This window comes from Cupriavidus sp. FW306-01-F10A, from assembly GCF_058782785.1.
Genome location: NZ_JBYSYA010000015.1, coordinates 130342 through 154662 on the forward strand (window position 1 = coordinate 130342; position 24321 = coordinate 154662).

The 24321-nt window shown below is 68.5% G+C and carries 30 protein-coding genes and 1 tRNA gene; 23 read left to right on the top strand and 8 right to left on the bottom strand.

Annotated elements, in window-relative coordinates; genetic code table 11:
• Position 1: 1 nt before the first annotated feature.
• A complete protein-coding gene (gene arsC, locus AC3WLF_RS21295) occupies positions 2–361 on the top strand; it encodes an arsenate reductase (glutaredoxin) (protein WP_035816098.1) in 360 nt (119 codons plus the stop codon).
• Between the two features lie 88 nt (positions 362–449).
• On the opposite strand, the gene AC3WLF_RS21300 is transcribed toward arsC, so the two are convergent.
• The 3 genes from AC3WLF_RS21300 to AC3WLF_RS21310 all read right to left on the bottom strand — a co-directional run bounded on the left by AC3WLF_RS21300 (position 450) and on the right by AC3WLF_RS21310 (position 2196).
• Positions 450–677 carry a hypothetical protein gene (locus AC3WLF_RS21300; protein ID WP_010812133.1) on the bottom strand — a complete coding sequence of 76 codons (228 nt, stop codon included), beginning with the start codon at positions 675–677 and terminating at the stop codon, positions 450–452.
• Positions 678–884: 207 nt separating this feature from the next.
• Positions 885–1541 carry an exonuclease gene (locus AC3WLF_RS21305; protein ID WP_492357376.1) on the bottom strand — a complete coding sequence of 219 codons (657 nt, stop codon included), beginning with the start codon at positions 1539–1541 and terminating at the stop codon, positions 885–887.
• A gap of 4 nt (positions 1542–1545) precedes the next feature.
• A complete protein-coding gene (locus AC3WLF_RS21310) occupies positions 1546–2196 on the bottom strand; it encodes an MBL fold metallo-hydrolase (protein WP_492320034.1) in 651 nt (216 codons plus the stop codon).
• Between the two features lie 282 nt (positions 2197–2478).
• Between AC3WLF_RS21310 and AC3WLF_RS21315 the strand changes: the two genes are divergently transcribed.
• Entirely contained in the window at positions 2479–3249 is a 771-nt protein-coding gene (locus AC3WLF_RS21315) for a septal ring lytic transglycosylase RlpA family protein (RefSeq protein ID WP_492352477.1), read from the top strand.
• Positions 3250–3336: 87 nt separating this feature from the next.
• Here AC3WLF_RS21315 and rsmI read toward each other — a convergent pair whose 3' ends face one another.
• Positions 3337–4245: a 16S rRNA (cytidine(1402)-2'-O)-methyltransferase gene (gene rsmI, locus AC3WLF_RS21320; RefSeq protein WP_492320032.1), complete on the bottom strand. Its 909-nt coding sequence runs from the start codon at positions 4243–4245 to the stop codon at positions 3337–3339.
• A gap of 18 nt (positions 4246–4263) precedes the next feature.
• Between rsmI and AC3WLF_RS21325 the strand changes: the two genes are divergently transcribed.
• The 19 genes from AC3WLF_RS21325 to AC3WLF_RS21415 all read left to right on the top strand — a co-directional run bounded on the left by AC3WLF_RS21325 (position 4264) and on the right by AC3WLF_RS21415 (position 18849).
• A complete protein-coding gene (locus AC3WLF_RS21325) occupies positions 4264–4659 on the top strand; it encodes a YraN family protein (protein WP_492320031.1) in 396 nt (131 codons plus the stop codon).
• A 63-nt stretch (positions 4660–4722) separates the two neighbouring features.
• Complete coding sequence (locus tag AC3WLF_RS21330; RefSeq protein ID WP_492320030.1) at positions 4723–5310, top strand: phosphoheptose isomerase; 588 nt, start codon at positions 4723–4725, stop codon at positions 5308–5310.
• A gap of 46 nt (positions 5311–5356) precedes the next feature.
• Positions 5357–6217 (top strand): BON domain-containing protein, encoded by an 861-nt coding sequence (locus tag AC3WLF_RS21335; RefSeq protein WP_492358810.1) that lies wholly within the window; start codon positions 5357–5359, stop codon positions 6215–6217.
• Positions 6218–6386: 169 nt separating this feature from the next.
• On the top strand, positions 6387–6737 hold the full coding sequence (locus AC3WLF_RS21340; protein ID WP_010812125.1) for a c-type cytochrome: 351 nt from the start codon (positions 6387–6389) through the stop codon (positions 6735–6737).
• A gap of 15 nt (positions 6738–6752) precedes the next feature.
• The gene (locus AC3WLF_RS21345) at positions 6753–8018 is read left to right on the top strand and encodes an FCSD flavin-binding domain-containing protein (RefSeq protein WP_492358811.1); all 1266 of its coding nucleotides are present in this window, start codon (positions 6753–6755) and stop codon (positions 8016–8018) included.
• A gap of 87 nt (positions 8019–8105) precedes the next feature.
• A complete protein-coding gene (locus AC3WLF_RS21350) occupies positions 8106–8996 on the top strand; it encodes an EamA family transporter (RefSeq protein ID WP_492358812.1) in 891 nt (296 codons plus the stop codon).
• A 47-nt stretch (positions 8997–9043) separates the two neighbouring features.
• A complete protein-coding gene (locus AC3WLF_RS21355) occupies positions 9044–9463 on the top strand; it encodes an ArsR/SmtB family transcription factor (RefSeq protein ID WP_011616199.1) in 420 nt (139 codons plus the stop codon).
• Between the two features lie 108 nt (positions 9464–9571).
• Positions 9572–10921, top strand: a complete 1350-nt coding sequence (gene soxC / locus AC3WLF_RS21360) for a sulfite dehydrogenase (RefSeq protein WP_492320027.1) — start codon at positions 9572–9574, stop codon at positions 10919–10921.
• Positions 10905–11942 (top strand): c-type cytochrome, encoded by a 1038-nt coding sequence (locus AC3WLF_RS21365; RefSeq protein ID WP_492358813.1) that lies wholly within the window; start codon positions 10905–10907, stop codon positions 11940–11942. The genes soxC and AC3WLF_RS21365 overlap by 17 nt, the downstream gene beginning before the upstream one ends.
• A gap of 117 nt (positions 11943–12059) precedes the next feature.
• Positions 12060–12386: a c-type cytochrome gene (locus AC3WLF_RS21370; protein WP_492352474.1), complete on the top strand. Its 327-nt coding sequence runs from the start codon at positions 12060–12062 to the stop codon at positions 12384–12386.
• 160 nt (positions 12387–12546) lie between these two features.
• A complete protein-coding gene (gene soxY / locus AC3WLF_RS21375) occupies positions 12547–13002 on the top strand; it encodes a thiosulfate oxidation carrier protein SoxY (protein ID WP_010812118.1) in 456 nt (151 codons plus the stop codon).
• A 46-nt stretch (positions 13003–13048) separates the two neighbouring features.
• Entirely contained in the window at positions 13049–13360 is a 312-nt protein-coding gene (soxZ, locus tag AC3WLF_RS21380) for a thiosulfate oxidation carrier complex protein SoxZ (protein ID WP_018006135.1), read from the top strand.
• Positions 13361–13446: 86 nt separating this feature from the next.
• Positions 13447–13899 (top strand): DsrE family protein, encoded by a 453-nt coding sequence (locus AC3WLF_RS21385; protein WP_010812116.1) that lies wholly within the window; start codon positions 13447–13449, stop codon positions 13897–13899.
• A 75-nt stretch (positions 13900–13974) separates the two neighbouring features.
• On the top strand, positions 13975–14802 hold the full coding sequence (gene soxA, locus AC3WLF_RS21390; RefSeq protein ID WP_492320023.1) for a sulfur oxidation c-type cytochrome SoxA: 828 nt from the start codon (positions 13975–13977) through the stop codon (positions 14800–14802).
• Positions 14803–14821: 19 nt separating this feature from the next.
• A complete protein-coding gene (gene soxX / locus AC3WLF_RS21395) occupies positions 14822–15484 on the top strand; it encodes a sulfur oxidation c-type cytochrome SoxX (RefSeq protein WP_492352472.1) in 663 nt (220 codons plus the stop codon).
• Positions 15485–15489: 5 nt separating this feature from the next.
• Entirely contained in the window at positions 15490–15984 is a 495-nt protein-coding gene (locus tag AC3WLF_RS21400) for a TlpA family protein disulfide reductase (protein ID WP_492320021.1), read from the top strand.
• Between the two features lie 60 nt (positions 15985–16044).
• Positions 16045–17766: a thiosulfohydrolase SoxB gene (gene soxB / locus AC3WLF_RS21405; RefSeq protein ID WP_492320020.1), complete on the top strand. Its 1722-nt coding sequence runs from the start codon at positions 16045–16047 to the stop codon at positions 17764–17766.
• Between the two features lie 74 nt (positions 17767–17840).
• Positions 17841–17916: transfer RNA gene (locus AC3WLF_RS21410), tRNA-Ala, on the top strand.
• Between the two features lie 255 nt (positions 17917–18171).
• Complete coding sequence (locus AC3WLF_RS21415; protein WP_492320007.1) at positions 18172–18849, top strand: aspartate/glutamate racemase family protein; 678 nt, start codon at positions 18172–18174, stop codon at positions 18847–18849.
• A 79-nt stretch (positions 18850–18928) separates the two neighbouring features.
• Here the strand turns inward: AC3WLF_RS21415 and AC3WLF_RS21420 are convergent, their stop codons facing one another.
• A complete protein-coding gene (locus AC3WLF_RS21420) occupies positions 18929–19180 on the bottom strand; it encodes a hypothetical protein (RefSeq protein ID WP_010813430.1) in 252 nt (83 codons plus the stop codon).
• A 150-nt stretch (positions 19181–19330) separates the two neighbouring features.
• On the opposite strand from AC3WLF_RS21420, the gene AC3WLF_RS21425 reads away from it, so the two are divergent.
• Complete coding sequence (locus tag AC3WLF_RS21425) at positions 19331–20299, top strand: cation diffusion facilitator family transporter (protein WP_492358814.1); 969 nt, start codon at positions 19331–19333, stop codon at positions 20297–20299.
• 386 nt (positions 20300–20685) lie between these two features.
• Here AC3WLF_RS21425 and AC3WLF_RS21430 read toward each other — a convergent pair whose 3' ends face one another.
• The gene (locus AC3WLF_RS21430) at positions 20686–21303 is read right to left on the bottom strand and encodes a DNA-3-methyladenine glycosylase I (RefSeq protein ID WP_492358815.1); all 618 of its coding nucleotides are present in this window, start codon (positions 21301–21303) and stop codon (positions 20686–20688) included.
• Positions 21304–21410: 107 nt separating this feature from the next.
• On the opposite strand from AC3WLF_RS21430, the gene AC3WLF_RS21435 reads away from it, so the two are divergent.
• A complete protein-coding gene (locus AC3WLF_RS21435) occupies positions 21411–21767 on the top strand; it encodes a DUF2314 domain-containing protein (RefSeq protein ID WP_492320004.1) in 357 nt (118 codons plus the stop codon).
• A 72-nt stretch (positions 21768–21839) separates the two neighbouring features.
• Here AC3WLF_RS21435 and AC3WLF_RS21440 read toward each other — a convergent pair whose 3' ends face one another.
• A complete protein-coding gene (locus AC3WLF_RS21440) occupies positions 21840–23150 on the bottom strand; it encodes an MFS transporter (RefSeq protein ID WP_013958307.1) in 1311 nt (436 codons plus the stop codon).
• An 81-nt stretch (positions 23151–23231) separates the two neighbouring features.
• Positions 23232–24164 carry a hypothetical protein gene (locus AC3WLF_RS21445; RefSeq protein WP_492352469.1) on the bottom strand — a complete coding sequence of 311 codons (933 nt, stop codon included), beginning with the start codon at positions 24162–24164 and terminating at the stop codon, positions 23232–23234.
• Positions 24165–24321: the final 157 nt, after the last annotated feature.

Genomic DNA, 24321 nt, shown 5'->3' on the forward strand with positions numbered 1-24321 from the left:
CATGATCACCATCTACCACAACCCCCGCTGCTCCAAGTCGCGCGAAACGCTCGCCCTGGTCCAGGCCGCCAGCGAGCGGCTGGGCGAACCGGTGGAAATCGTGGAATACCTCAAAGAGCCGCCGTCGCTGGCCACGCTGCGCCAGTTGCACACCATGCTGGGCGTTCCGGTGCGCGAGATGCTGCGCGACAACGAAGCGCCGTACGCCGAGCTGGGCCTGGCCGATCCCGGCCTGACCGAGGCCGAGCTGCTGGCCGCCGTGGCCGACAACCCGATCCTGCTGCAGCGTCCGGTGGTGGTGCGCAACCGCCGCGCCGCGATCGGCCGGCCGCCCGAGAACGTGGCGCCGCTGCTGGCCTGAGCCAGGCCATGCACGGCACCAAATAAAACCGGCCCCCACGTGGTGGGGGCCGGCCGGTGCTTGAGGCAAACAGCTTCAGGCGGGTCGTCTAATGAACACCCAGCCAGTGCATGGCCTCCTGACCGAAAGCGATGGCCGCCAGCACGACCAGTAGCACCACCAGCGTCACCGTGCTGACGTATAGCGTGGCCTTGGCGACTTCGGCGTCCTCATCCGAGGTGTGGCGATGGGTGATGGGCGTGGCGCCCCGCGTGGCATGCGGCCAATGGATCCGGCCGGCCAGGTCTCTCAAGTGCAGGTCGGTATGAAAACGCATGATCGACACCTCCTCGGCAGGCGCCGCGCGATCCGGGCAACATGGCTCAAACGGCATATGGCGTGGCTGCGCAAGTGCGCCGGATAGTCTGTGGCTCGTTTCGCCCGGTACGCCATATCCGCTTCTACTATAGGCGCGCTGGCGTGAGATGCGAACGCAAAGCCTGCAAGGGGCGTGCCGCCGTGGCTGCCGCGGCGCAGCAACCGTTCAGGGCTGCCCGGACGAAGGTGAGGGCTCGCTAGCGTCCGCTGCCGCATCGGACGCCAGGCTGGTCAGTGCGGTCTCGCGCTCACGCAGCGCAGCGAGCATGTTGCAGAACAGCGCACCCTGTTCGAGCGCATCGTCCAGCGCCACATGGGTGTGCGGCAGCGGATCCATCCAGGCGGCCGGGAAGGCCGCCTTGACGGTCTTGCGGTAGGGGCGCCCGGTCAGCGCAAAGCCCAGCGTCTTGATGTCGAGGGCGGCCCAGCCAAAGGGCGAGCGCCCGGCGAACCGCATCATGTACCAGAACATCCAGGTGAAATCGAAGCCGGCCGGAAAGGCCACGAAGACCGGCTTGCCGGGCAGGCTCTCGACCCATTCGACATAGCGGACCATGGCGTCCTCGGGGCGCTGCAGGTCGCGCCGGCAGGCGCTCCAGGCTTCGGGCTGGGTTTGCCACCACTGCATCTGCACCGGGTGGCCGGCGGCGCTGGGCAGGGTCTCGAGGTTGGCGGAGAACGTGCCCACCACGGTCTTGTCCGCCAGCATTGCCGCGGACGCGAACGACAGCATCGAATGCGGGCCCGGGATCGGGCCGTCGGCTTCCACGTCGGTGCTGACGTAGATCTCCGGGCGGGTGTCGGGCGCCTGTCGCTTGGCCACGGCCTCAGCCCACGTCGGTCAGGTGATCGGCCACGAACGGGTTATTGCGGCGTTCCTCGCCGAAGGTGGAGACCGGCCCGTGCCCGGGGATGAAGGTCACGTCCTCGCCCAGCGGCCACAGCCGCGTGCGGATCGAGCGGATCAGGTCGGCGTGGTTGCCGCGCGGAAAGTCGGTGCGGCCGATCGAGCCGGCGAACAGCACGTCGCCCACCACCGCCAGCCGGTTGGCGCGCGAGAAGAACACCACGTGGCCGGGTGTGTGGCCGGGGCAGTGGTAGACCTCCAGCGTCTCGTTGCCGAACTGCACGGTGTCGCCGTTCTCCAGCCAGCGGTCTGGCTCGAAGCTCTCGGCGTGGCCGAAGCCGAAGCGGCGCGTCTGCTCGGGCAGCTGCTCGATCCAGAAGCGCTCGTCCTGCTGCGGGCCTTCGATGGGGATGTCCAGCTCGCGCGCGAGCGCCGCGGCGCCGGCGCAATGATCGACATGGCCATGCGTCAGGAAGATCTTTTCCAGCGTGACGCCTTGCTCCCTGACCGCCGCGCGGATGCGGTCCAGGTCGCCGCCGGGATCGCAGACCGCGGCGCGGCCGGTGCTTTCATCGATCAGCAGCGAACAGTTTTGCTGGAAGGGCGTGACGGGAATGAGCAGGGCTTTCATGGACGATTTCTTGTGCGCCGGGCGCCTTCTGGCGGGGTGCCACGGACTGGCCCGCACGGACGGCGGGCGGGTGCCCAGCATTGTAGCGCCGGGCGGCGATTCACCGCCCGCGATGCAGGTCGGGTGCTTTATGCGTTACCCGCGCGAAAACCCCGTCTCGGGCGGGAATCCCTTGCCACAAGCGGGATTCCGGGCAGATAGGTCACGATGGTGCGAAATCGCACAGATTTCGTAACAAAATGAAAGAGATAGTCGTAAAGACTCAATGTTAGACTGCCGCCCATGTTACGGATCTCCGCTCTCGCCAAGCGCTGGCAACGGCTCGCCAAGCTCGGCGCATGCACCGCATGCGCCGTGGTGCTGGCCGCCTGTGCCACGCCCCCTGAAGGCGACAACGCAAGCAACGACAACGCTGGCGCCGTGCCCACGCGCGCGGCAAAGAACGGTAAGGCCGGCAAGACCGATCGCACCGACGCAGACAACAAGTCCGCGCGTGCCTCGGACGGCGGCAGCTGGAACCTGTTCGGCTATGACGCTGACGAAGGCCGCAGCGGCAGCTCGCTGGACGGCCTGCGCGCCGATATCGGCACGTTCGAGCAGCGCGGTGTTTCGTCGTGGTACGGCAAGGGCTTCCACGGCCGCAAGACCGCCAACGGCGAACGCTTCGACATGCGCGCCATGACGGCCGCCCATCCGTCGCTGCCACTCGACAGCTGGGTGCTGGTGCGCAACCTGCGCAATAACAAGGTGGCAGTGCTGCGCATCAATGACCGCGGGCCGTACCATGGCAACCGCGTGCTGGACGTGTCCTACGGCGCCGCGCGCCGCCTGGGCTTCGTCGAACGCGGCGCCACCAACGTCGAAATCCGCCGCCTGACGCGCACCGAAGTGGCCGCGCTGGGTCCGCAGATCGATGCCGGCGGCACCGAGGCCGGCGACGGCAGCGGCGACGACGACGTATCCGTGCCGGAACTGGCCAACTCGCTGGCGCCCGCCAAGGCGCGCAAGTCGACCAAGGCCGGCGGCAAGACCGTCAAGCGCACACGGCGCTGACCAGGGCAGCGCCGCCGCATGCCGCCGCGCGCTGACACTTCTGCTTTACCTTGCTCCTCCCAATCCCGGGATCACGCGCGCACCGCGTCAGTCCTCTGCCTGCCCCGCGCGCTGCGCCAGCGCCAGCTGGTAGAGCGCATCGGTGCCGGCGCCGGTGATCGCGGCCGCCAGCTTGGCGGCGCGTTTGGCCGGCAGTTCCGCCAGCAGCAGCGCCAGCACGCGCTGGGCTTCGGCATCCGGCAAGCCATCCGCGGCAGTTGCGGCGCCAGCGCCTTCCACCACCAGCACGAATTCCCCCTTGGCCCGGTTCGGGTCGGCGGCCAGCCAGGCCGGCGCCTGCGCCACCGGCAGCACCGCGATGTCCTCGAACAGCTTGGTCAGTTCACGCCCGACCAGCAGCCGGCGCTCGGCTGGCAGGCCCGTGGCCAGCGCTGCCAGCGTGTCGGCAATGCGGTGCGGCGCCTCGTAGCAGACCCAGGCGTGGTCCAGCGCCGCCAGCCGGGCGATGGCCTCGGTGCGCGCCTTGGGCTTGCTGGGCAGGAAGCCGACAAAGGTGAAGCGGCCTTCGCCGGCATCGAGCATGTCGCCCGCCACCGACAGCGCGGCCACCGCGGCACTGGGGCCGGGCAGCGGCACCACCGGATGGCCGGCGGCGCGCACCGCCTCGACCAGGCGCGCACCCGGGTCGGAGATGCCCGGCGTGCCGGCGTCCGAGACGTAGGCGATGCGCTCGCCGGCCGCCAGGCGCGCCGCGATGCGGCCCGCGGCCTCGCGCTCGTTGTGCTCGTGCACGGCCACCAGCGGCCGCTGCAGGCCCACGCGCGACAGCAGCTGGCCGGTATTGCGGGTGTCTTCACAGGCCACGGCGTCGGCCAGGCCGAGCACATGCAGCGCGCGCAGCGACAGGTCGGCGACGTTGCCGATGGGCGTGGCCACGACATAGAGGGTGCCGGCCGGGTAGGACTGGCTGGCCGCCAGGGAGATCCAGTCACTCATGCTTGAGAACTTCCGTTGATGCCATCATTCAAATCCACCACGCAGTTGCAATCCACACAGCTACGCGGTGCGCAGGCGGAGGACCGGGCCCTGGCACACCTGCGGCGCCAGGGCCTGGAGCCCGTGGTCCGCAATTATCGCTGCAAAGGCGGCGAGATCGACCTGGTCATGCGCGCGCCGGACGGCACGCTGGTGTTCGTGGAGGTGCGCCAGCGCAGCGGGCGGGGCTTCGGCGGCGCGGCCGCCAGCGTCACGCCGGCCAAGCAGCGGCGCGTGCTGCTGGCGGCAGCGCACTACCTGGCCACGCTGGCGCAGGTGCCGCCGTGCCGCTTCGACGTGGTGGCCCTGGAACCCGGCCGGCTGGACTGGCTGCAGCATGCCTTTGACCAGGATGCCGCCGGGGCTGGTTCATAATGCGCGGCAGACCCTAAGGTACGATCCGCGGATCGCAATGGCAACAACAAGGCCCCCAGAGCCATGAGTATCGACAGTATCCAGCAACAGTTTCTAGACAGCGCCGAGACCAAGCGACAGGCCGCGGCGGTGATGGCCCCCTATATCAACGCCGCCGTGGAACGCATGGTCGGCGCGCTGACCAGCGGCAACAAGATCCTGGCCTGCGGCAACGGCGGCTCCGCAGCCGATGCGCAGCACTTTGCCGCCGAACTGGTCGGGCGTTTCGAGCGCGAGCGCCCCGGCCTGGCCGCGATCGCGCTGACCACCGACAGCTCGATCCTGACCGCGATCGGCAACGACTATGACTTCAGCAAGGTGTTTTCCAAGCAGGTCGAGGCGCTGGGCCAGCCCGGCGACATCCTGCTGGCGCTTTCCACCTCGGGCAATTCGGCCAACGTGATCGCCGCCATCGAAGCCGCGCGCCAGCGCGAGATGGCCGTGGTCGCGCTGACCGGCAAGGGCGGCGGCACCATCGCCGGCCTGCTCGATGAATTCGATATCCACCTGTGCGTGCCGAGCGAGCGCACCGCGCGCATCCAGGAAGTGCACCTGCTGACCCTGCATTGCCTGTGCGACGGCATCGACGAGGCACTGCTCGGGGAAGCCTGATGCTGCCTTCCTCCCATTCCCAACATCCAGCCACAGCAAGGACCGCATGACGAACCTGCCCACTACGCAAGCCCCCCGGAACGGCGCCGGCGCGCGCCATCCTTCCCGCACCGCCGGTCTTGGCCGCGCCAGCCTGGCCGCGGCGGCCGTGCTGGTCTGCGCCACCCAGCTCGCCGGCTGCTTCCCCGTGATCGCCGGCGCCATGGGGACCGGCGTGGCCATGGCCACCGACCGCCGCCCGGCCGCCACCCAGACCGTGGACCGCGGCCTGCAGCTCGAGGCCGAGAACACCATCAACTCGCGCTACCGCGGCCAGGCCCGCGTCAACGTGACCGTGTTCAACCGCAAAGTGCTGCTGACCGGCGAAGCCAGCAACGACACCGTCAAGCAGCAGGTCGAGCAGTATGTGCGTGGCCTGCAGAATGCACGCGTGGTGATCAATGAGCTGGAGGTCGTCAACTCGCCGGGCTTCATGACCCAGAGCCAGGACGCCTACCTGACCAGCAAGGTCAAGACCCTGCTGATGACCGCCGACGGCGTGCCGTCCAACTCGATCAAGGTCACCACCGAGAAGAGCGTGGTCTACCTGCTGGGCGTGGTCACCGCCGCCGAGGGCGACCGTGCCACCGACGTGGCGCGCAATGCCTCGGGCGTGACCAAGGTGGTCAAGGCCTTCGACTACGTCAACGACACCGAGCGCGCGCGCCTGGACTCGGCTTCCACCTCGCAGAACCCGTCGTTCGACGGCAGTGTCGGTACGCCGGCGCCGGTGCAGTCGGTGCCGGGCGTGGGCGGACCGATCGATGCGCCGGCCGGGGCCGCCACGGGCACCACCGCGACCACCAGCCCGGTCGCCGCACCGGTGACTTCGCCGGTGACGCTGCCGCCGGGCCGCAACCTGCCCTGAGCACGCGCCCGGTCCAGCTTCCGGGGCCGGTCCCGACGGCGTCCGCTCATGCGGACGCCGTTTGTCCTTCTGCGGTTTTCACCGCACACGGTCCCTGCCCGATGTGCTACGGTAGCCACGCCGGCCGCCCCTAGCGGAACCCAGCGCCGGCCCCACACGGAGCGAGACCATGACAATCTTCCCCCGGCCCGCTGTGTTGCTGCGGCTGGCGCTGCTGGCCGCGGCGCTGTGCGGCGCCCAGCCGGCGCTGTCGGCAGACAGCGCCGCCCCTGCCACCGATGCCGCGCTGCGGGCGCGCAGCCAGGCCGCCGCCTGCACCAGCTGCCACGGCCCCGCCGGGCGCGCGCCGGCGGGCAGCACGATCCCGCCGCTGGCCGGCCGCCCGCAGGCGGAACTGGCCGCGCAGATGCAGGCCTTCAAGGCCGGCACGCGGCCGGCCACGGTGATGCACCAGATTGCCAAGGGCTACAGCGACGACCAGATCGCGGCCATCACGGCGTGGTTCGCCGCGGTGCGCTGACAGCAGGGGACTACCATGCAAAGACGAAGCTTCCTGGGCGCCGCGGGCGCCGCAGTACTGGGTTCGGTCGGGGTCCGGGCGGCACGCGCCGCGGCGCCGGCCAGGGTGGTGGTGGTGGGTGGCGGCTACGGCGGCGCCACCGCCGCGCGCTACCTGCGCGAGTGGAGCGGGCAAGCGATCGAGGTCACGCTGGTCGAACCCAATCCGGCCTTTATCTCCTGCCCGCTGTCGAACCTGGTGCTCGGCGGCAGCCGGCAGCTGGCGGACCTGACCTTGCCGTACGACGCGCTGGTGCGCCGCCACGGCGTGCGCCTGGTGCGCGATACCGCCGTGGCCATCGACCCGGCCAAACGGACCGTGCGCCTCGCAGGCGGTGCCACGCTGCCCTACGACCGCCTGCTGCTGTCGCCCGGCGTCGAAATGATGAGCGATGCGCTGCCCGGGCTGAAGCAGCCCGGCGGCGACCAGGTCCTGCACGCCTGGAAGGCGGGCCCGCAGACCGTGGCGCTGCGCCGCCAGCTGGAGGCCATGCCGGACGGCGGCACCTATGCCATCAGCGTCCCGCTGGCGCCGTACCGCTGCCCGCCGGGACCCTACGAGCGCGCCTGCCAGGTGGCGTACTACTTCAGGCAGCACAAGCCGCGCAGCAAGGTGCTGATCCTGGACGCCAACCCCGACATCACCTCCAAGGCCGGGCTGTTCCGCAAGGTGTGGGCGTCGCAGTACCCGGGCATGGTGGAATACCGGCCGCAGTTCAACGCGGTGGATGTGGACCCCGCCACGCGCACGCTCAAGTTCGATGTGCAGGACGACGAGCGTGCCGACGTGCTCAACGTGCTGCCACCCCAGCGCGCCGGTGCGATCGCGGTGTCGGCGGGGCTGGCCACGGCCAATGGCAAGTGGTGCGAGGTGGACTTCGTCACCTTCGAGTCGCGCGCCGCGGCCAATATCCACGTGATCGGCGATGCCATCCAGATCGCGCCGCTGATGCCCAAGTCGGGCCATATGGCCAACCAGCATGGCAAGGTCGCGGCCGCGGCCATGGTCGCACTGCTGTCGGGCCGGACACCCGATCCGCAGCCGCTCTACAACAACACCTGCTACAGCTTCACCTCCGACCGCGAGGCGGTGCACGTGGCCAGCGTGCATCGCTATGACGCGGCGCAGAAGACCATGGTCACGGTGCCGGGATCGGGCGGGCTGTCGGAGGCGCCGAACCAGCTCGAAGGCGACTACGCACTGGCATGGGCCAAGGGCATCTGGGCGGAGATGCTGGGGTAGGTGCAGGGGGCCATGCCCCGAAGGCCGGGGGCTGCTACCCTACGGGTTTTGTCCGGCACTGCGCCGGGCCGCGCCCCCAGCCCCCTCATGCAAGCCAGAGACCGTCTACTCGCCCTCGCCATCGTCTGCGTCTGGGGCGTCAACTTCGTCGTCATCAAGGTTGGCCTGGCGGACATGCCGCCGATGCTGCTGGGTGCGCTGCGCTTCCTGCTGGTGGCGTTCCCGGCGATCTTCTTCGTGCCGCGCCCGCGCGTGCCGTGGCGGCTGCTGCTGGCCTACGGCGTCACCATCAGCCTGGGCCAGTTCGCCTTCCTGTTCTACGCCATGGCGGTCGGCATGCCGGCCGGCCTGGCCTCGCTGGTGCTGCAGTCGCAGGCCTTCTTCACGCTGGCCATTGCTGCGCTGTGGCTGGGCGAGCCGGTGCGCTGGCACAACATCGCGGGCATGGCGGTGGCGGCGGGCGGGCTGGCCCTGATCGGGGCCGGTGCCGGCAGCGCCGGCGGCATGAGCGTGGCGGGCTTCGTGCTGACGCTGTGCGCGGCGTTCTGCTGGGCCAGCGGCAATATCGTCAGCAAGAAGATCGGCCCGGTCGACCTGCTGGGGCTGGTGATCTGGGGCGCGCTGATCCCGATCGTGCCGTTCGCGCTGCTGTCGCTGTGGGTCGAGGGCCCGGCGCGCATCGTGCAGAGCGTCACCCATGTGTCGGGCATGGCCGTGTTCGCCGTGGCCTACCTGGCCTTTGCGGCGACGGTGTTCGGCTACACCATGTGGGGCCGGCTGCTGACGCGCTACCCGGCCAGCCAGGTGGCGCCGCTGACGCTGCTGGTGCCGGTGGTGGGGCTGGTGTCGGCGCATTTGCTGCTGGGCGAGGACCTGTCCGGCGCGCAGTGGGCGGGCGCGGCAGTGGTGATGGCCGGGCTGCTGCTCAATGTGTTCGGCCAGCGCCTGTGGGCGGGCAGGGCGCTGGCGCGCCGCTGATTCTCCCGCCGCGCTTATGCTGTGCTGCATCAGTGGGTAAACACTATATGCGCATTCACGCATATACGAATATATTGGATGCCATGGAAGAGCTGGATCGCGTATTCGAAAAGGTATCGGGCTACTTCAGCCTGTTGGCGGAGCCGACGCGGCTGAAGATCCTGCACGCCTTGTGCGATGGCGAGAAGCCGGTCAGCACGGTGGTCGAGACGGTGGGTTCGTCGCAGACCAATGTGTCGCGGCATCTCAACGCGATGTACCGCTCGGGCGTGCTGTCGCGCCGCAAGGAGGCGAACCTGGTGTTCTACGCCATTGCGGACGAAAGCGTGATCGAGCTGTGCCGCACGGTCTGCGTGCAGGTGGCGAGCCGGCTGGAGGACAGCGCCTTGCCCTCCGGCGTGGTCGACCGCTTCATGGCACAGCCGGCACCCGAAGCCCCGGCGCGCAGGCGGCGCACCGCAGGCTAGCTCAGCTCTTCCGGTAAACGGATCGCTGCCGCACCCGCTGCAGCGGCCCGATAACAGGCACGCCGACCGGTCCATGGGACCGTGGCGAGCGCGCCGGAGGAGACCGATTTGCAGGAACGGAACCGGCCCGGGCGCATCGTGCCCGCGCCCGAGCACTTCGTCAGCGCATCGCTGCAGCAGGACATCGGCCGGCACGGCCTGGACGCGCCGCGGCGCGACTTCCTGCGCAAGAGCTTCCTGGGCGCGGCCGCGGGGATTGCCGCCGCCACGGCAGGCCGCCAGGCACTGGCAGCCGACGGCGATCCCGCCATCCTGCAGCCGCAGCCCTGGGCCACCTCGCTCGGCCAGCCGGTGGCGGCACGCCCGTACGGGCAGCCCTCCGTGCATGAGAAAAACCTGGTGCGGCGCGAGTCGCCGGGCCTGACGCGCGTCTCCGCTGCTTCGGTGGCCTTCGCGCCGCTGCAGGGCTTCTTCGGCATCATCACCCCCAACGGCCTGCATTTCGAGCGCCACCACCAGGGCTGGCACGATCTCGACCCGGCCCGCCACCGCCTGATGCTCAACGGCCTGGTGCGCACGCCGCGCGTCTACACCATGGACGACCTGATGCGCCTGCCGGCAGTGTCGCGCATGCATTTCATCGAATGCGGCGCCAACACCGGCATGGAATGGGGCAACGTGGCCGTGCCCACGGTCCAGTACACCCACGGCATGCTGTCATGCTGCGAGTTCACCGGCGTGCCGCTGCGGGTGCTGCTGGACGATGCCGGCGCCGACCTGCGCCGCGGCCGCTACCTGCTGGCCGAAGGCGGCGATGGCTCGTCGATGACGCGCACCATCCCGATGGAGCTGGCCGACGAGATCATCGTCGCCTGGGGCATGAACGGCGAGATGCTGCGCCCCGAGAACGGCTATCCGCTGCGGCTGGTGGTGCCGGGCGTGCAGGGGGTGTCGTGGGTCAAGTGGCTGCGCCGGCTGGAGCTGGGCGACCAGCCCTGGAATGCCAAGGACGAGACCATCCACTACGTGGACATGATGCCGGACGGCAAGCTGCGCCAGTACACCTCGATCCAGGAGTGCAAGTCGGTCATCACCACGCCTTCGGGCGGACAGCAGCTGGTGGGCAAGGGCTTCTACAACATCAGCGGGCTGGCGTGGTCGGGGCGCGGGCGCATCAGGCGTGTCGATGTCTCGACCGACGGCGGGCGCAACTGGCGCAGCGCGCGGCTGGAGGCGCCGGTGCTGTCCAAGTGCCTGACGCGCTTCAACCTGGACTGGGTCTGGGATGGCGGCCCCGCCATCCTGCAAAGCCGCGCCATCGACGACACCGGCTATGTGCAGCCGAAGCTGGGGCAGCTGCGCGCGGTGCGCGGCACGCGCTCGATCTACCACAACAACGCCATCCAGAGCTGGCAGGTGGCGGCAGGCGGCGAGGTGTCCAATGTCCATGTGGGCTGAACTCAGGACCGCCGCCGCCCTGGTGCTGGCAGCCGTCAGCGCCGCCCCGGCATGGGCGGGCACGGCCGACGCGCGTGCGGCACTTGGCCGCACCGCCACGCCCGCCGAAGTCGCCGCGTGGGACATCGACGTGCGCCCGGACTTCCAGGGCCTGCCCAGGGGCAGCGGCACGGTGGCGCAGGGGCAGAAGGTCTGGGACGGCAAGTGCGCGTCGTGCCACGGCGATTTCGGCGAATCCAACGAGGTGTTCACGCCGCTGGTCGGCGGCACCACCGCCGAAGACATCAGGCGCGGCCGCGTGGCCGGCATGACCGGCAACCAGCCGTACCGCACCACGCTGATGAAGGTCAGCACCGTCAGCACGCTGTGGGACTACATCCACCGCGCCATGCCGTGGAACGCCCCCAAGAGCCTGAGCGTGGGCGACGTCTACGCGGTCACCGCCTATATGCTGCACCTGGGCGAGATCGTCCCGGCCGACTTCACGCTGTCCGACGCCAATATCGCCGAGGTCCAGCGGCGCATGCCCAACCGCGACGGCATGACCACCGGCCACGGCCTGTGGCCGGGGCGCGGCCGCCCGGACACGCGCAATACGGCCTGCATGAAGGATTGCGCCGGCACGGTGGCGATTACCTCGTCGATACCGGACTATGCCCGCGATGCCCATGGCGAACTGGCGCAGCAGCAGCGGAGCTTCGGCCCGGTGCGCGGCGTGGCCGCGGGCAATATCGTATCGAAAAGTGCTGCATCAGCTCCTTCGGAGCCGGCCGCGCCGGGCGCGCGGCTCACCAGCCAGTACCAGTGCATGGCCTGCCATGCGATGGACCGCAAGCTGGTTGGGCCGTCCTTTGCCGACATCGCCGGCAAGTACCAGGGCCAGGACGCGCACGGCGCGCTGGCGCGCAAGGTCAAGGCGGGCGGACAGGGCGCATGGGGCAGCGTGCCGATGCCGGCGCAGCCGCAGATCCCGGATTCGGACGTGCAGGCCATGGTGGGCTGGATTCTTGAGGCAAAATAGCGGACTGGCCACCGCAGTGCCCCCGGGCGGCGGCCAGTGTGTGCCGCGAAGCCATTGCAGTACGGCCCAGCGGCCTTTGCCGTCCCCACGGCTTTACAGAGCTTGGAGAGCTTAACAATGAAGCAGTTTGTCATCGCAGCGCTGATGCTCGGCGCCGCCGCATCGGCCCACGCGGTCGATGCCGCCAAGGCACAGGAGATCGCCAACAAGAACGCCTGCATGGGTTGCCACCAGGTCGACAAGAAGCTGGTCGGTCCTTCCTACAAGGAAGTGGCCGCCAAGTACAAGGGCGACAAGAACGCCCTGGCGACGCTGACCAAGAAGGTCAAGAGCGGTGGCTCGGGCGTCTGGGGCCCGGTGCCGATGCCCGCCAACGCGTCGCTCAGCGACGCCGACCTGAAGACCGTGGTCGAGTGGGTGCTGGCTGGCGCCCCCGCCAAGTAAGCCTTACCGACCAGGCGGGCAGTCCGCCGATGCACCAGGCCGGGCGGTGAATGCCGCGCGGCCAGGACAGACCAGCGGCCGGCCATGTACCGGCCGCATGAAGAAGAATCCCCGAAGCGGTCATTTACCGACTGGAACGGAGTAGCCGGAGAGCAGAAACATGAATTCCAAACGACGAGAAGTGCTGCGGGTTACCGCTGTCCTGTCGCTGATGGCCGCCACCGGCCTGATCAGCGAGGCGCAGGCGGCCGAGTGGAACAAGAACGCCTTTGACGGCAAGAGCGTTGCCGACGTGATCAAGGCGCTCGGCGGCAGCGGCACCGAGAAAAGCACCGCCATCACCTTCACCGCCCCCGATATCGCCGAGAACGGCGCCGTGGTGCCGGTGGCCGTGACCAGCACCATCCCGGATACCGAGCAGATCGCGATCCTGGTGGAAAAGAACCCCAACACGCTGGCCGCCGACTTCATCATCCCGGCCGGCACCGAGCCGTTCGTCTCCACGCGCGTGAAGATGGGCCAGACCTCGGTCGTGCATGCCGCGGTCAAGGCCGGCGGCAAGTGGTACGTGGCATCGAAGGAAATCAAGGTCACGCTGGGCGGCTGCGGCGGCTGACGCCGCGCCCCGGATCGAGATTCCCAAACTGCAACAGGAGAAACACATGGCAGACCCGATGCGCGTACGCGCCACCGAAAACGGCGGCGTGGTTGACGTCAAGATTCTGATGAAGCACGACATGGAAACCGGCCAGCGCAAGGATGCGTCCGGCAAGGTCGTGCCGGCCTGGCATATCCAGACCGTGACCGCCCAGTGCAAGGGCAAGGAAGTGTTCCGCGCCCAGTTCGGCCCGGCGGTGTCGAAGGACCCGTTCCTGAACTTCAAGTTCAAGGGCGGCGCCAAGGGCGACAAGGTCGCAGTGACCTGGATCGACAACAAGGGCGACAAGCGCACCGACGAAGCGACCATCGCCTGACAGCCGTTCCCGCGGCCGGCAGGCCACGCCGTCCTCTGCTAAGGTTCGGGACGGATGCCGGGACTGGCCCGGCGGGAAGGAACAACATGCGGCGAGCATTTATTCGAGCATCGGCGGCGCTGGCCGCCATCGGCCTGTCGGCAAAAGCCGCGGCCCAGGCCGCGCCGGCTGCGGGCAAGGGCGGGCGCATCAAGGTGGTGTACCAGCTGTCGGAAGGCATCGACCAGGCGGTGCGCGCGATGGGCAACCTGCGCAACCACCTGAACGGCGCGCCGGGAACGAAGATCGTGGTAGTGGCGTTCGGCTACGGCATCGATTTCCTGGTCGAAGGCGCCAAGGATGCGCGCGGCAACACCTTTGACGGCCCGGTGGGCGCGCTGGCCTCGGCCGGGGTGGAGTTCCGCGTGTGCCGCAACACGCTGACCGCACGCAAGATTGCGGAATCGAGCCTGTTGATGGAAGCCAAGGTGGTACCGGCCGGCGTGGTCGAGATTGCGCGCCTGCAGGCCGAAGAAGGCTACGCCTATATCAAGCCCTGAGCCGGGCGGCGTAGCTTCCGGCAACAAGAGAGAGAGAACGGCCCGCCACGGTGCGAGGCCGCGAGGAGAAGCCCCATGAACACCATCCGAAGCCTGGCCCGGCGCGCCGCGCTGGCCGCGGCGGCCACCGCTGCGGTGGCCTCTGCTGCCGCCGTGCATGCGCAGGGCAGCACCGCCGACGAAATCGCCAAGTACCGCCAGATGCTGGCCGAAGGCAATCCCGCCGAGTTGTGGGAAGCCGCCGGCGAAGAACTGTGGAAGAAGCCGGCCGGCCCGAAGAACGCCTCGCTGGAACAATGCGACCTGGGCAAGGGCCCGGGCGTGACCAAGGGCGCCTACGCCGAGCTGCCGCGCTACTTCAAGGACGCCAGCAAGGTGATGGACCTGGAGCAGCGGCTCGCCTACTGCCGCATGACGCTGCAGGGGCTGACCAGGGAGGAGGCAACGAAGAACCCGTTCTCGTCGTCGGGCAAGCCGTCCGAGATCGAGCGCCTGGTGGCCTACCTGACCGGCGAGTCGCGCGGCGTGAAGATGAACGTGCAGCTCGGCCATCCCGAAGAAAAGCGCACCTATGCGCTGGGCGAGAAGATGTTCTTCTACCGCGGCGGCGCCTATGACTTTGCCTGCGCCACCTGCCATGCGGTGGACGGCCAGCGCATCCGGCTGCAGGACCTGCCCAACCTGCTGACCGACAAGGGCGCGCAGGCGGCCTACACCACCTGGCCCGCCTACCGCGTCTCGCAGGGCGAGGTCCGCACCATGCAGCACCGCCTGTACGACTGCCTGCGCCAGCAGCGCTTTCCCGAACCCGCCTATGGCTCGGACGTGATCACCGCGCTGACCATGTTCCTGGCGAAGAACGCCAACGGCGGGACCTACGACGGCCCGGCGATGAAGCGCTGACCAGTACGGGAGAGACAACATGCAACGACAACACCAGGCACTGGCCATCGCGGCCCTGGCCACCCTGCTGGCAGGCGGCGCCCACGCGCAGGACAGCACCAGGGCCCGCACGCCCAAGGGCAAGCCCGCCGCCGTCAGCGGTGCCGACATGAAGCACCTGATCGAGGACTCGTTCTCGTCACGCGGCCCGGTCACGGTCGAGGGCGTGCTCAACCAGGACGGCATGCAGCAGGCCTGCAGCCAGTACCCGGACCGCACCAAGGTGCCGGCAAAGCTTGCCAAGAAGATCGAAGCCGCCGAGCTCAAGCAGGTGAAATACCCCGCCGAAGACAAATGGCTGGGCGACTGGAAGGAAGGCGAAAAGGTCGCCCAGAACGGCCGCGGCATGCAGTTCACCGACCAGGTCGGCGGCACCAACGGCGGCAATTGCTACGCCTGCCACCAGATGACCAAGGCCGAGATCTCGTTCGGCAATATCGGCCCGTCGCTGTACCAGTACGGCAAGCTGCGCGGCAACTCGCAGGAAGTCATCAAGTACACCTGGGGCAAGATCTGGGACTCCAGCGCCTACGCCGCCTGCTCCAACATGCCGCGCTTCGGCCACAAGGGCATCCTGACCGAGGCCCAGATCCGCGACGTGATGGCGCTGCTGCTCGACCCGGCCTCGCCGGTCAACCAGTAAGGCCGATGCGCGCGCCTGCCGTGCTGCTGCGCTGGCTGCTGGCCTTCAGCCTGGCCGGCGCCGCAGCCGGCGCGGCAGCGCTGGAGGTCGGCGACACCGTGCGCCTGTCCGACGTGCGCACGCTCGACGGGCGCACCCTCAGCGCTGGCGCGCTGGCCGGCAAGCCGCTGGTGGTCGAATACTGGGCCTCGTGGTGCCCGTTCTGCGCGATGCAGAACCCGCGCCTGCAGAAGCTTTATGAACGCACGCGCGGCACGCCGCTGCAGGTGCTGACCATCAGCATCGACAAGGATCCGCGCGAGGCTGCCGACTACATGAAGAAGCGCGGCTACACCTTCCCGGCGACGACGGATTCGCCCGCGCTGCAGGCCGTGTTCGGCAAGCGCAAGGGACTGCCGGAGCTGTACGTGATCGACGCGCGCGGCCGCGTGGTGCAGAAGGAAGTGGGCGAAATGCTTGAAGACGACGTGGCGGCGCTGGAGCGGTACGCGCGGCCATAGTTTTGCGATGGCGGACGCCCGCGCCAGGGCCGACCGCCACCGTCAATTCCAGGAAGAGACATGAACCGACGCGAGTTCCTGCAGGTGCTGGCCATTGCCGGCGCCGGCGGCATGACGTTCCCCCATCAAGACGCGCACGCCGCGCAGGCCGCCGAGGCCATGTACGACCTGCCGCGCTTCGGCAACGTCCACCTGCTGCATTTCACCGACTGCCATGCGCAGCTGCGGCCGGTGTATTTCCGTGAGCCCAACGTCAACCTCGGTATCGGCGACTATGCCGGCAAGCCGCCGCACCTGGTCGGCGACGCGCTGCTGCGCCAGTACGGCATCCGCCCCGGCACGCCGCAGGCGCATGCGTTCACCTACCTGGATTTCAACGAGGCCGCGCGCCGCTATGGCAAGGTCGGCGGGTTTGCGCACCTGGCCACGCTGGTGAAACGGCTGAAGGCAGGCCGGCCGGGCGCCCTGCTGCTCGATGGCGGCGATACCTGGCAAGGCTCGGCCACCGCGCTGTGGACCAAGGGCCAGGACATGGTCGATGCCGCGCTGGCGCTGGGCGTGGACGTGATGACGCCGCACTGGGAGATGACCCTGGGCGCGGACCGCGTCAAGGAGATCGTCGACAAGGACTTCAAGGGCAAGGTCGCCTTCCTGGCGCAGAACATCAAGACCAACGATTTCGGCGATCCGGTGTTCGATCCGTACGTGATCCGCGAGATCAACGGCGTGCCGGTGGCCATCATCGGCCAGGCGTTCCCGTACACGCCCATCGCCAACCCGCGCTACTTCGTGCCGGACTGGACCTTCGGCATCCAGGAAGAGAATCTGCAGCAGGTCATCGACGCAGCGCGCGGCAAGGGCGCGCAGGCGGTGGTGCTGCTGTCCCACAACGGCATGGACGTGGACCTGAAGCTGGCCTCGCGCGTGCGCGGGCTCGACGCCATCCTGGGCGGCCATACCCATGACGGCATGCCCGCGCCGGTGCCGGTGAAGAATGCCGGCGGCACCACGCTGGTGACCAATGCCGGCTCCAACGGCAAGTTCCTCGGCGTGCTGGACTTTGACGTGAAGGGCGGCAAGGTCGCGGACTTTCGCTACCGGCTGCTGCCGGTGTTCGCCAACTACCTGCCGGCCGACCCCGCCATGGACGCGCTGATCAGGAAGGTACGCGCGCCCTATGAGCAAAAACTGGGCGAAGTGCTGGCCGTCAACCGCGGCCTGCTGTACCGCCGCGGCAATTTCAACGGCACCTTCGACCAGCTGATCCTGGACGGCCTGATGCAGGCCCAGGGCGCGCAGATCGCGTTCTCGCCGGGCTTCCGCTGGGGCACCACGCTGCTGCCGGGCGAGGCCATCACCATGGAACACCTGATGGACCAGACCGCCATCACCTACCCGTACACCACGGTGACGCAGATGAGCGGCGAGACCATCAAGACCATCCTGGAAGACGTGGCCGACAACCTGTTCAATCCCGACCCGTACTACCAGCAGGGCGGCGACATGGTGCGCGTGGGCGGGCTGCAATACACCATCGATCCGACCGCCGGCATGGGCAAGCGCATCAGCGACATGCGCCTGGCCGGCAAGCCGCTGGAAGCCGGCAAGACCTACAAGGTGGCGGGCTGGGCCCCGGTGGCCGAAGAGGCGCGCCAGGCCGGCGGCGCGCCGATCTGGGACGTGATGGCGCAGTGGCTGCGCAGCACCAGGGAAGTCAGCGCCCGCCCGCTGAACCTGCCGCGCGTGCGCGGCATGGACGGCAATCCGGGCATGGCCGCCTGATGTTGTGCGGCCCCGTCACGCGCCGCGCAGAGGATTGAAGGGCGCTGCCGTATTACGCTACAATCAACCGCCACGGGCCGATAGCTCAGCTGGGAGAGCGCTGCGTTCGCAATGCAGAGGTCGGGAGTTCGATCCTCCTTCGGTCCACCAGATATCCCGCGCAAAAGCCCCGGAAAGCCAACGCTTTCCGGGGCTTTTGTGTTTCTGCCGCCCGCGCTGTCCGCCATCTCGCGCTGGCAGCCGCCATACGCTATCGTTGACACCTCGGCACAGGCGTACGCGCCTTGTGCCGCCGCCAACCTACGCCCGCCGGGGCCTTGTTCGATCCCATGCAAGCCAACAGGAAATCGAGCCACCCGCTGGCGATGTCCCTGCGCTGGCATTCCTGAATCTCAAGAGGCATCCATGAGCCACATCCTGCTGATCAACCCGAATACGTCGAGCGCCACCACGCAGATGATGGTCGAGATCGCGCGCGCCTGGTTCGCGCAGGCCATGCCCGCGCCGCCGGCCGTGGTCGGCGCGACGGTCACGCGCGGCGCGCCGATGATCATCGACGAAGACGATCTTGCCGTGGCCGCCGAGGCGATCTGCGCTGCAGACATGCTGCGCCTGGCCGGCGGTGCCGACGGCGTGATCGTCGGCGCCTTCGGCGACCCCGGCATCGAGGCCCTGCGCGCGCAGCTGTCAGTGCCGGTGGTGGGTATCGGCGAAGCCTCGATGCACGCGGCCGCGGCCGGGCGGCGGCGCTTCGGCATCGCCACCACCACGCCGCGGCTGGCGGCGTCGATCAGCGCCAGCGTGCGCCGGCAGGGGTTGGACGAGCTGTTCACGGGCACGCGCTTCACCGAGGGCGATCCGCGCGCGCTGGGCGGCGCGCCGCAGCAGCAGGAAGACCTGCTGGCGGGCGCGGTCGATACCTGCATCCGAGCCGACGGCGCGCAAGCCGTGATCATCGGCGGCGGCCCGCTGGGCGAGGCCGCCCGGGCGCTGGGCCAGCGCTTTCCGATTCCCGTCATCGGCCCGGTGCCGGCGGCGTGCGCGGCCATGTCGCAGGCGCTGCGCTATTGCCCGGCGGCGTAAGCCGGCCCGTGGGGACAACAAGGAGCGCGAGCGATTTGCCCGGCCGTGTGGGTCGCGCCAGCGTGCAGGCGCGGGTAGGCTAGGCCACCCGGGTCGGCCGGCGGGCCTTCATCGCCGACGGCCGTACCTGTTGCAGCGCGCGCAGCGACTGCAGCGCGTCCTCGACCGCCTCGATGCCGTCGCGCAGGCGGCCGATGGCATAGCCAAGGCGGCTTTGCGCGTCGGCGTCTGGGGTGGAAAGGTTCTCTAATGCATCGACTTCCGCCTGCATCTGTCCGACCAGGCGGCGCAGCTGGGATGTGCTGTGCGAGGCAAGTGACCGAATCGCCATCGTTGGGTCCTCCTTGCAGTGTCCGGGTGTTCCCGTCCTGTGTAACGGTAAAGGCGACACCAGAACTTCGCCAGCGCTGTTACGAAATCGGCACGGCAGCGCCGCCGTGGCCCGGTCCGCCTGTCGCGGATGTTGGGCTATAGTCACCCGATGGAATCGGAACACAACCCTCTGCGGCCGGCATCCGCCGGCCTTCCGGACGACGCCACCGCCGCCAGCCCGGCCGAGGCCGACACGCGCCACCGGGCTGGCCGGCGCAGCACGCTGGTCAGCGTGGCCGTCAATATCGGCCTGACCGCCGCGCAGGCGGTGGCCGGTGTCATCTCTGGCTCGCAGGCGCTGATCGCCGACGCCGCGCATTCCCTCTCGGACCTGCTGTCCGACTTCGTGGTGCTGCTGGCCGCCTGGCAGAGCCGCAAGGATCCGGACGCCCACCACCAGTACGGCCACCTGCGCTTCGAGACCGCGGCGTCGCTGGCACTCGGCGCGCTGCTGCTGGCGGCGGGGGCAGGCATGCTGTGGGCGGCGGTGGACAAATTGCAGCACCCGGCCAGCCTGCAGCCGGTGCAGCCAGTGGCCTTGTGGGTGGCACTGGTCGCGCTGGTGTCCAAGGAACTGCTGTTCCGCTACATGCTCGCGGTGGCGCGGCGCGTGCGCTCGGGCATGCTGGTGGCCAATGCCTGGCATGCGCGCTCGGATGCGGCCTCGTCGCTGGTGGTGGCGCTGGGTATTGGCGGCAACCTGCTGGGCTACCACATGCTCGACCCGGTGGCGGCCATCGTGGTCGGGCTGATGGTTGCGCGCATGGGCCTGCGTTTCGGCTGGGATGCGCTCAACGACCTGATGGACCGCGCGGCAGACGAGGAAACCGTCGCGGCGATCCGCGCGACCATGCTGGGCACGCCCGGCGTGCTGGGCCTGCACGACCTGCGCACCCGCAAGATGGGCGACCAGGTGCTGGTTGACGTGCACCTGGAGATCGATGCCGCGCTGACGGTGGCGCAGGGGCATGCGATCGCGGTCGAAGCCCGGCGCCGCACCCTGGAGCACCATCACGTGCTCAACGTGATGACGCACGTCGATCCCGTATACATGAGCAGCCAGGCCAGCGCTGCCTGAGCCCGGCCTGTGGACATCTTTGCCGGTTGCTGGGGATAACCGGCCGGACAAGCTGTGCCCCGCCTGGGGGCGCCTTGTGGGACGTATACGGATAACTGCGGCGCCCGCACTGCCGACGTATACGTGACTGCCACGCTATCCCGGCGAATCAGGGTTATCCCGCGGTGGTTATCTTTGCTGCAAGTCCCTGAGCCGAAAGGAGAAAGGTGACTTATCCACGGCCTGATGCCTGGTTTACCTACTACTACTATGTTTACATACGTAAACAATATTAAAGACATAGACAGGACCGTTGCGCTGTTCGCATTGACCTGACGTTTACGCGGGCCATGGCGCTGGTGCGCCGGCGTATACCTGGCGCGCGCCGGGTATACGTCCACGCAACGCTAGCGCGGCACCTTGAACACCTTGCGTGCAGCCAGCACCTCGGCCCGGGTCGTGCAGCCTTCCTGGTGGTCATTGACCAGCCCCATCGCCTGCATCAGCGCGTACATGGTGGTGGGACCGACAAAGCGCCAGCCGCGCTTCTTCAGGTCCTTTGACAGCGCCGTGGATTCCGGCGAAGTCGCCATGGTGCGCAGCACCTCGGGTGTCAGCACCCTGGGCCGGCTGGACGGATCGGGCTCGAAGCGCCAGAAGTAGGCGGCCAGCGACGATTCTGTCTCCAGCAGTTCGCGGGCCCGCTGCGCATTGTTGATGGCCGCCTCGATCTTGCCGCGGTGGCGCACGATGCCGGCGTCGCCGAGCAGGCGCCCAATATCGCGCTCGCTGAAGCGCGCCACCTTTTCGATGTCGAAATTGGCAAACGCCTTGCGGAAGGCCTCGCGCTTGCGCAGGATGGTCAGCCAGCTCAGGCCGGACTGGAAGCCTTCCAGGCACAGCTTCTCGAACAGCCGGCGGTCGTCGGCGACCGGAAAGCCCCACTCGGTGTCGTGGTAGTGGCAATAGTCCTCCAGCGTGCCGCACCAGCCGCAGCGCACCGCTGCTTCCTTCTTGCTTGTCATGGGTACACCTGTTCCCTGTTGAAAGTCCCGCACGCCGGCCAGGCTCTCGCCGACCGGCGCATTTGCTGCGATCATGCCCGCACCTGAGAGATTGCGGAAGGCTGAAAATGGACATGCGATTGACAACCCTGGACGAAGACGGATGGGAGCTCGACGACGCCGAGCCCATCGCCGCCGCCCATCCCGAGACCTTCTGGATGCCGCCGCGCGAGGAGCGTGATGAACTCGCACCCGGCCAGCTGGTCAAGCTGATCTTCCGCATCCTGGTCGCGGACGAGACGGGCAGCGAAGAGGTTCACGTGGAGCGGATGTGGGTCATCGTCACCGGGCGCGAGGGCAGCCTTTATACCGGCGAGCTTGATAACCAGCCGTATTGCACCGACGAGATGAACCCGGGCATGCCGCTGTGCTTCGAGGCTCGGCATGTGATCAATATCCACCGGGACGAGGACGAAGCCGGCTAGACGGGCTGCCCGCGCGCAACAAAAAAGCCAGCCTCGCGGCTGGCTTTCTTGCCTGGAACTGGCGCGGACGGCTCAGGCCAGCTTCTTGCCCGTGCGGTCGTGCATGAACACCAGCGCGATAAAACTCACCACGGCAGCGGCGATCACGTAGTAAGCCGGCGCCAGCTTGTTCTGCGTCGACTCGATCAGCCAGGTCACGATCAGCGGCGCAAAGCCGCCGAAGATGGTCACGGCGAAGTTGTAGGCCAGCGACAGCCCGGTGGAGCGCACCTCGGTCGGGAACTGCTCGGCCAGCACCGCCGGGGCCGGGCCGGTGAAGGCCGCCAGCAGGATGCCCAGCACGATCTGCACCTGCAGCAGCGTCTGCGTGCTCGGCGACACATTGAGCCAGTGGAACAGCGGATAAGCCAGCACGCCGATCAGCAGCGCCACGATGCCCAGCATGCGCTTGCGGCCCATGCGGTCCGACAGCATGCCCATCAGCGGGCACAGCACCAGGATGATGGCGCCGCACAGCGCGGTCGACTTGAAGGTCGCGCCCAGCGGCAGGCCCAGCTGCTGCTTGGCGTACGACGGCATATAGAACACCAGCACGTAGGTGCACACCGTCCACAGGATGGTCACGCCCAGGCCGGCCAGCACTTCGCGCGGGTGGTCGCGCAGCACCTGCGTGAGCGGCGAGAACTTGACCTTGGCGGCCTTGCGCGCGGCCTGACGCGCCTCGAACTCGGGCGGCTCGTCCAGGTGCGAGCGGATATACATGCCGACCGGGCCGATCAGCAGGCCGAACAGGAACGGGATGCGCCAGCCCCAGGCATCGATCTGCTCGGGCGACAGGCCATTGGTGACCAGCGCGCCCATGGCCGCGCCCAGCATGAAGGAGATGCCCTGGCTGGCCTGCTGCCAGCTGGCGTAGGCGCCGCGCTCGGCGTCGGGCGCGTGCTCGATCAGGAAGGCGGTGGCGCCTCCCACCTCGCCGCCGGCGGAGAAGCCCTGGATCAGGCGCGCCAACACGATCAGCGCCGGTGCCCACAGGCCGATCTGGTCGTAGGTCGGGGCCAGCCCGATGATGGCCGTGCCCAGCGCCATCAGCAAGATGGTCAGCGTCAGCGCCGCCTTGCGGCCAACGCGGTCGGCGTAGACGCCCAGCACGATGGCGCCGACCGGGCGCATGAAGAAGCCCACACCGAAGGTGGCGACGGTCAGCAGGAACGAGGTCAGGTCATCGCCGGTCGGGAAGAACAGCTTGGCGATGATGACGGCAAAGAAGCTGTAGACGGTGAAGTCGAACCATTCCAGGCCGTTGCCGATGGTCGCGGCGATGATCGCCTTTCGTCGGGTGGCGGCTGAAATGTCGGGGATGGGGGCGGTAGTCGCGGTCATGAAGCGTCGGAAAGGCGGGGAAACCGTGATATTAAGCGATTCCTTAATTTTCCATCCGCCCCTGAACCGCCGTGAACGCGCTCAGAAGCTGACCGCCAGCCCCAGCGAGACGCCCGACACGTTGTTGCCGAACACATAGCGCAGCACCGCCCGGATCCGCGTGACAAAGACCTCGTGCGCGCTGGTGTCCAGTTCCAGCCCGGTGCCGAGCGTGGTCAGGTAGTTGAAGCCGAGGATGCCGGCCTGGCTGCCAAGGTAGTGTGAATGTGATAGCTCAAGCACGTATCGTACCGGCCGGTCGAACGCATGCATCCCGGTTGGCGCCCGCCAGCGCGCCCACAGGTTGGCGGTCTGCGCCGTGGCCGTGCCCGTGACCGCGCTGGACGTACCGCCGAAGCTCTGCAGGTGGATATTGGTGTAGCGCAGTTCCACGTCGATCTCGTAGTTCTCGCGGTAGTGCTCCCAGTCCAGCATCACCGAGCCGCCCAGCCCGTAGGCATTCAGGCTGCCGCCGTCGAGGAAGTTGAGCTGGCGATCGGTGACCTGCTCGACCGCGAACTTGCCGATTGACAGGTCGCTGGAGACATTGCCCAGCGAGGCGTTGAAGATCGGCCGGAACACCAGTTCCTTGTTGGCCGTCAGCGGAAAGTCCCAGCCCACGCCGATGGTGCCGGAAAAGGTGTTCCAGCGGGTCGGGATGGCGCGGGATTCGGCGCCATTGGTGGCAACGAAGGTGGGATCGTAGCGGCTGTAGGCGATGGCGCCTTCCAGGTAGAGCGGGAACGACTTGCTGATGGTGAAGCCGCCGCCCAGCTGCGACATGACGATGCCGGGATCGTCGGTGCTGGTGTTGTTGATCGACAGCGAGCTGGAGGTAAGGTCCGGCACCACCGAGTACGCCATCAGCGACAGCACCGCGTTGGCGTGCCGCTGCACATTGGCCCCGGCCAGGCGCAGTCCGGGCGCGCCCTGGGCATGTGCCGCGCCGGCGGCCAGCAGCGCCGCCGCGCCCATGGCGGCCAGGGCCGTCCGCCAAAGGGGTCGCGAGCGGCGGCTAGGCGCGGGGTGGAACCGTCGGTGTCGCTGGCGTGCGGACATGGACAATCTCTGTGCAGTCAGTGCCGCAGCGCGCTGCCGTGCGGCAATCTCCCGCGCATTCTAGCGACGCAGG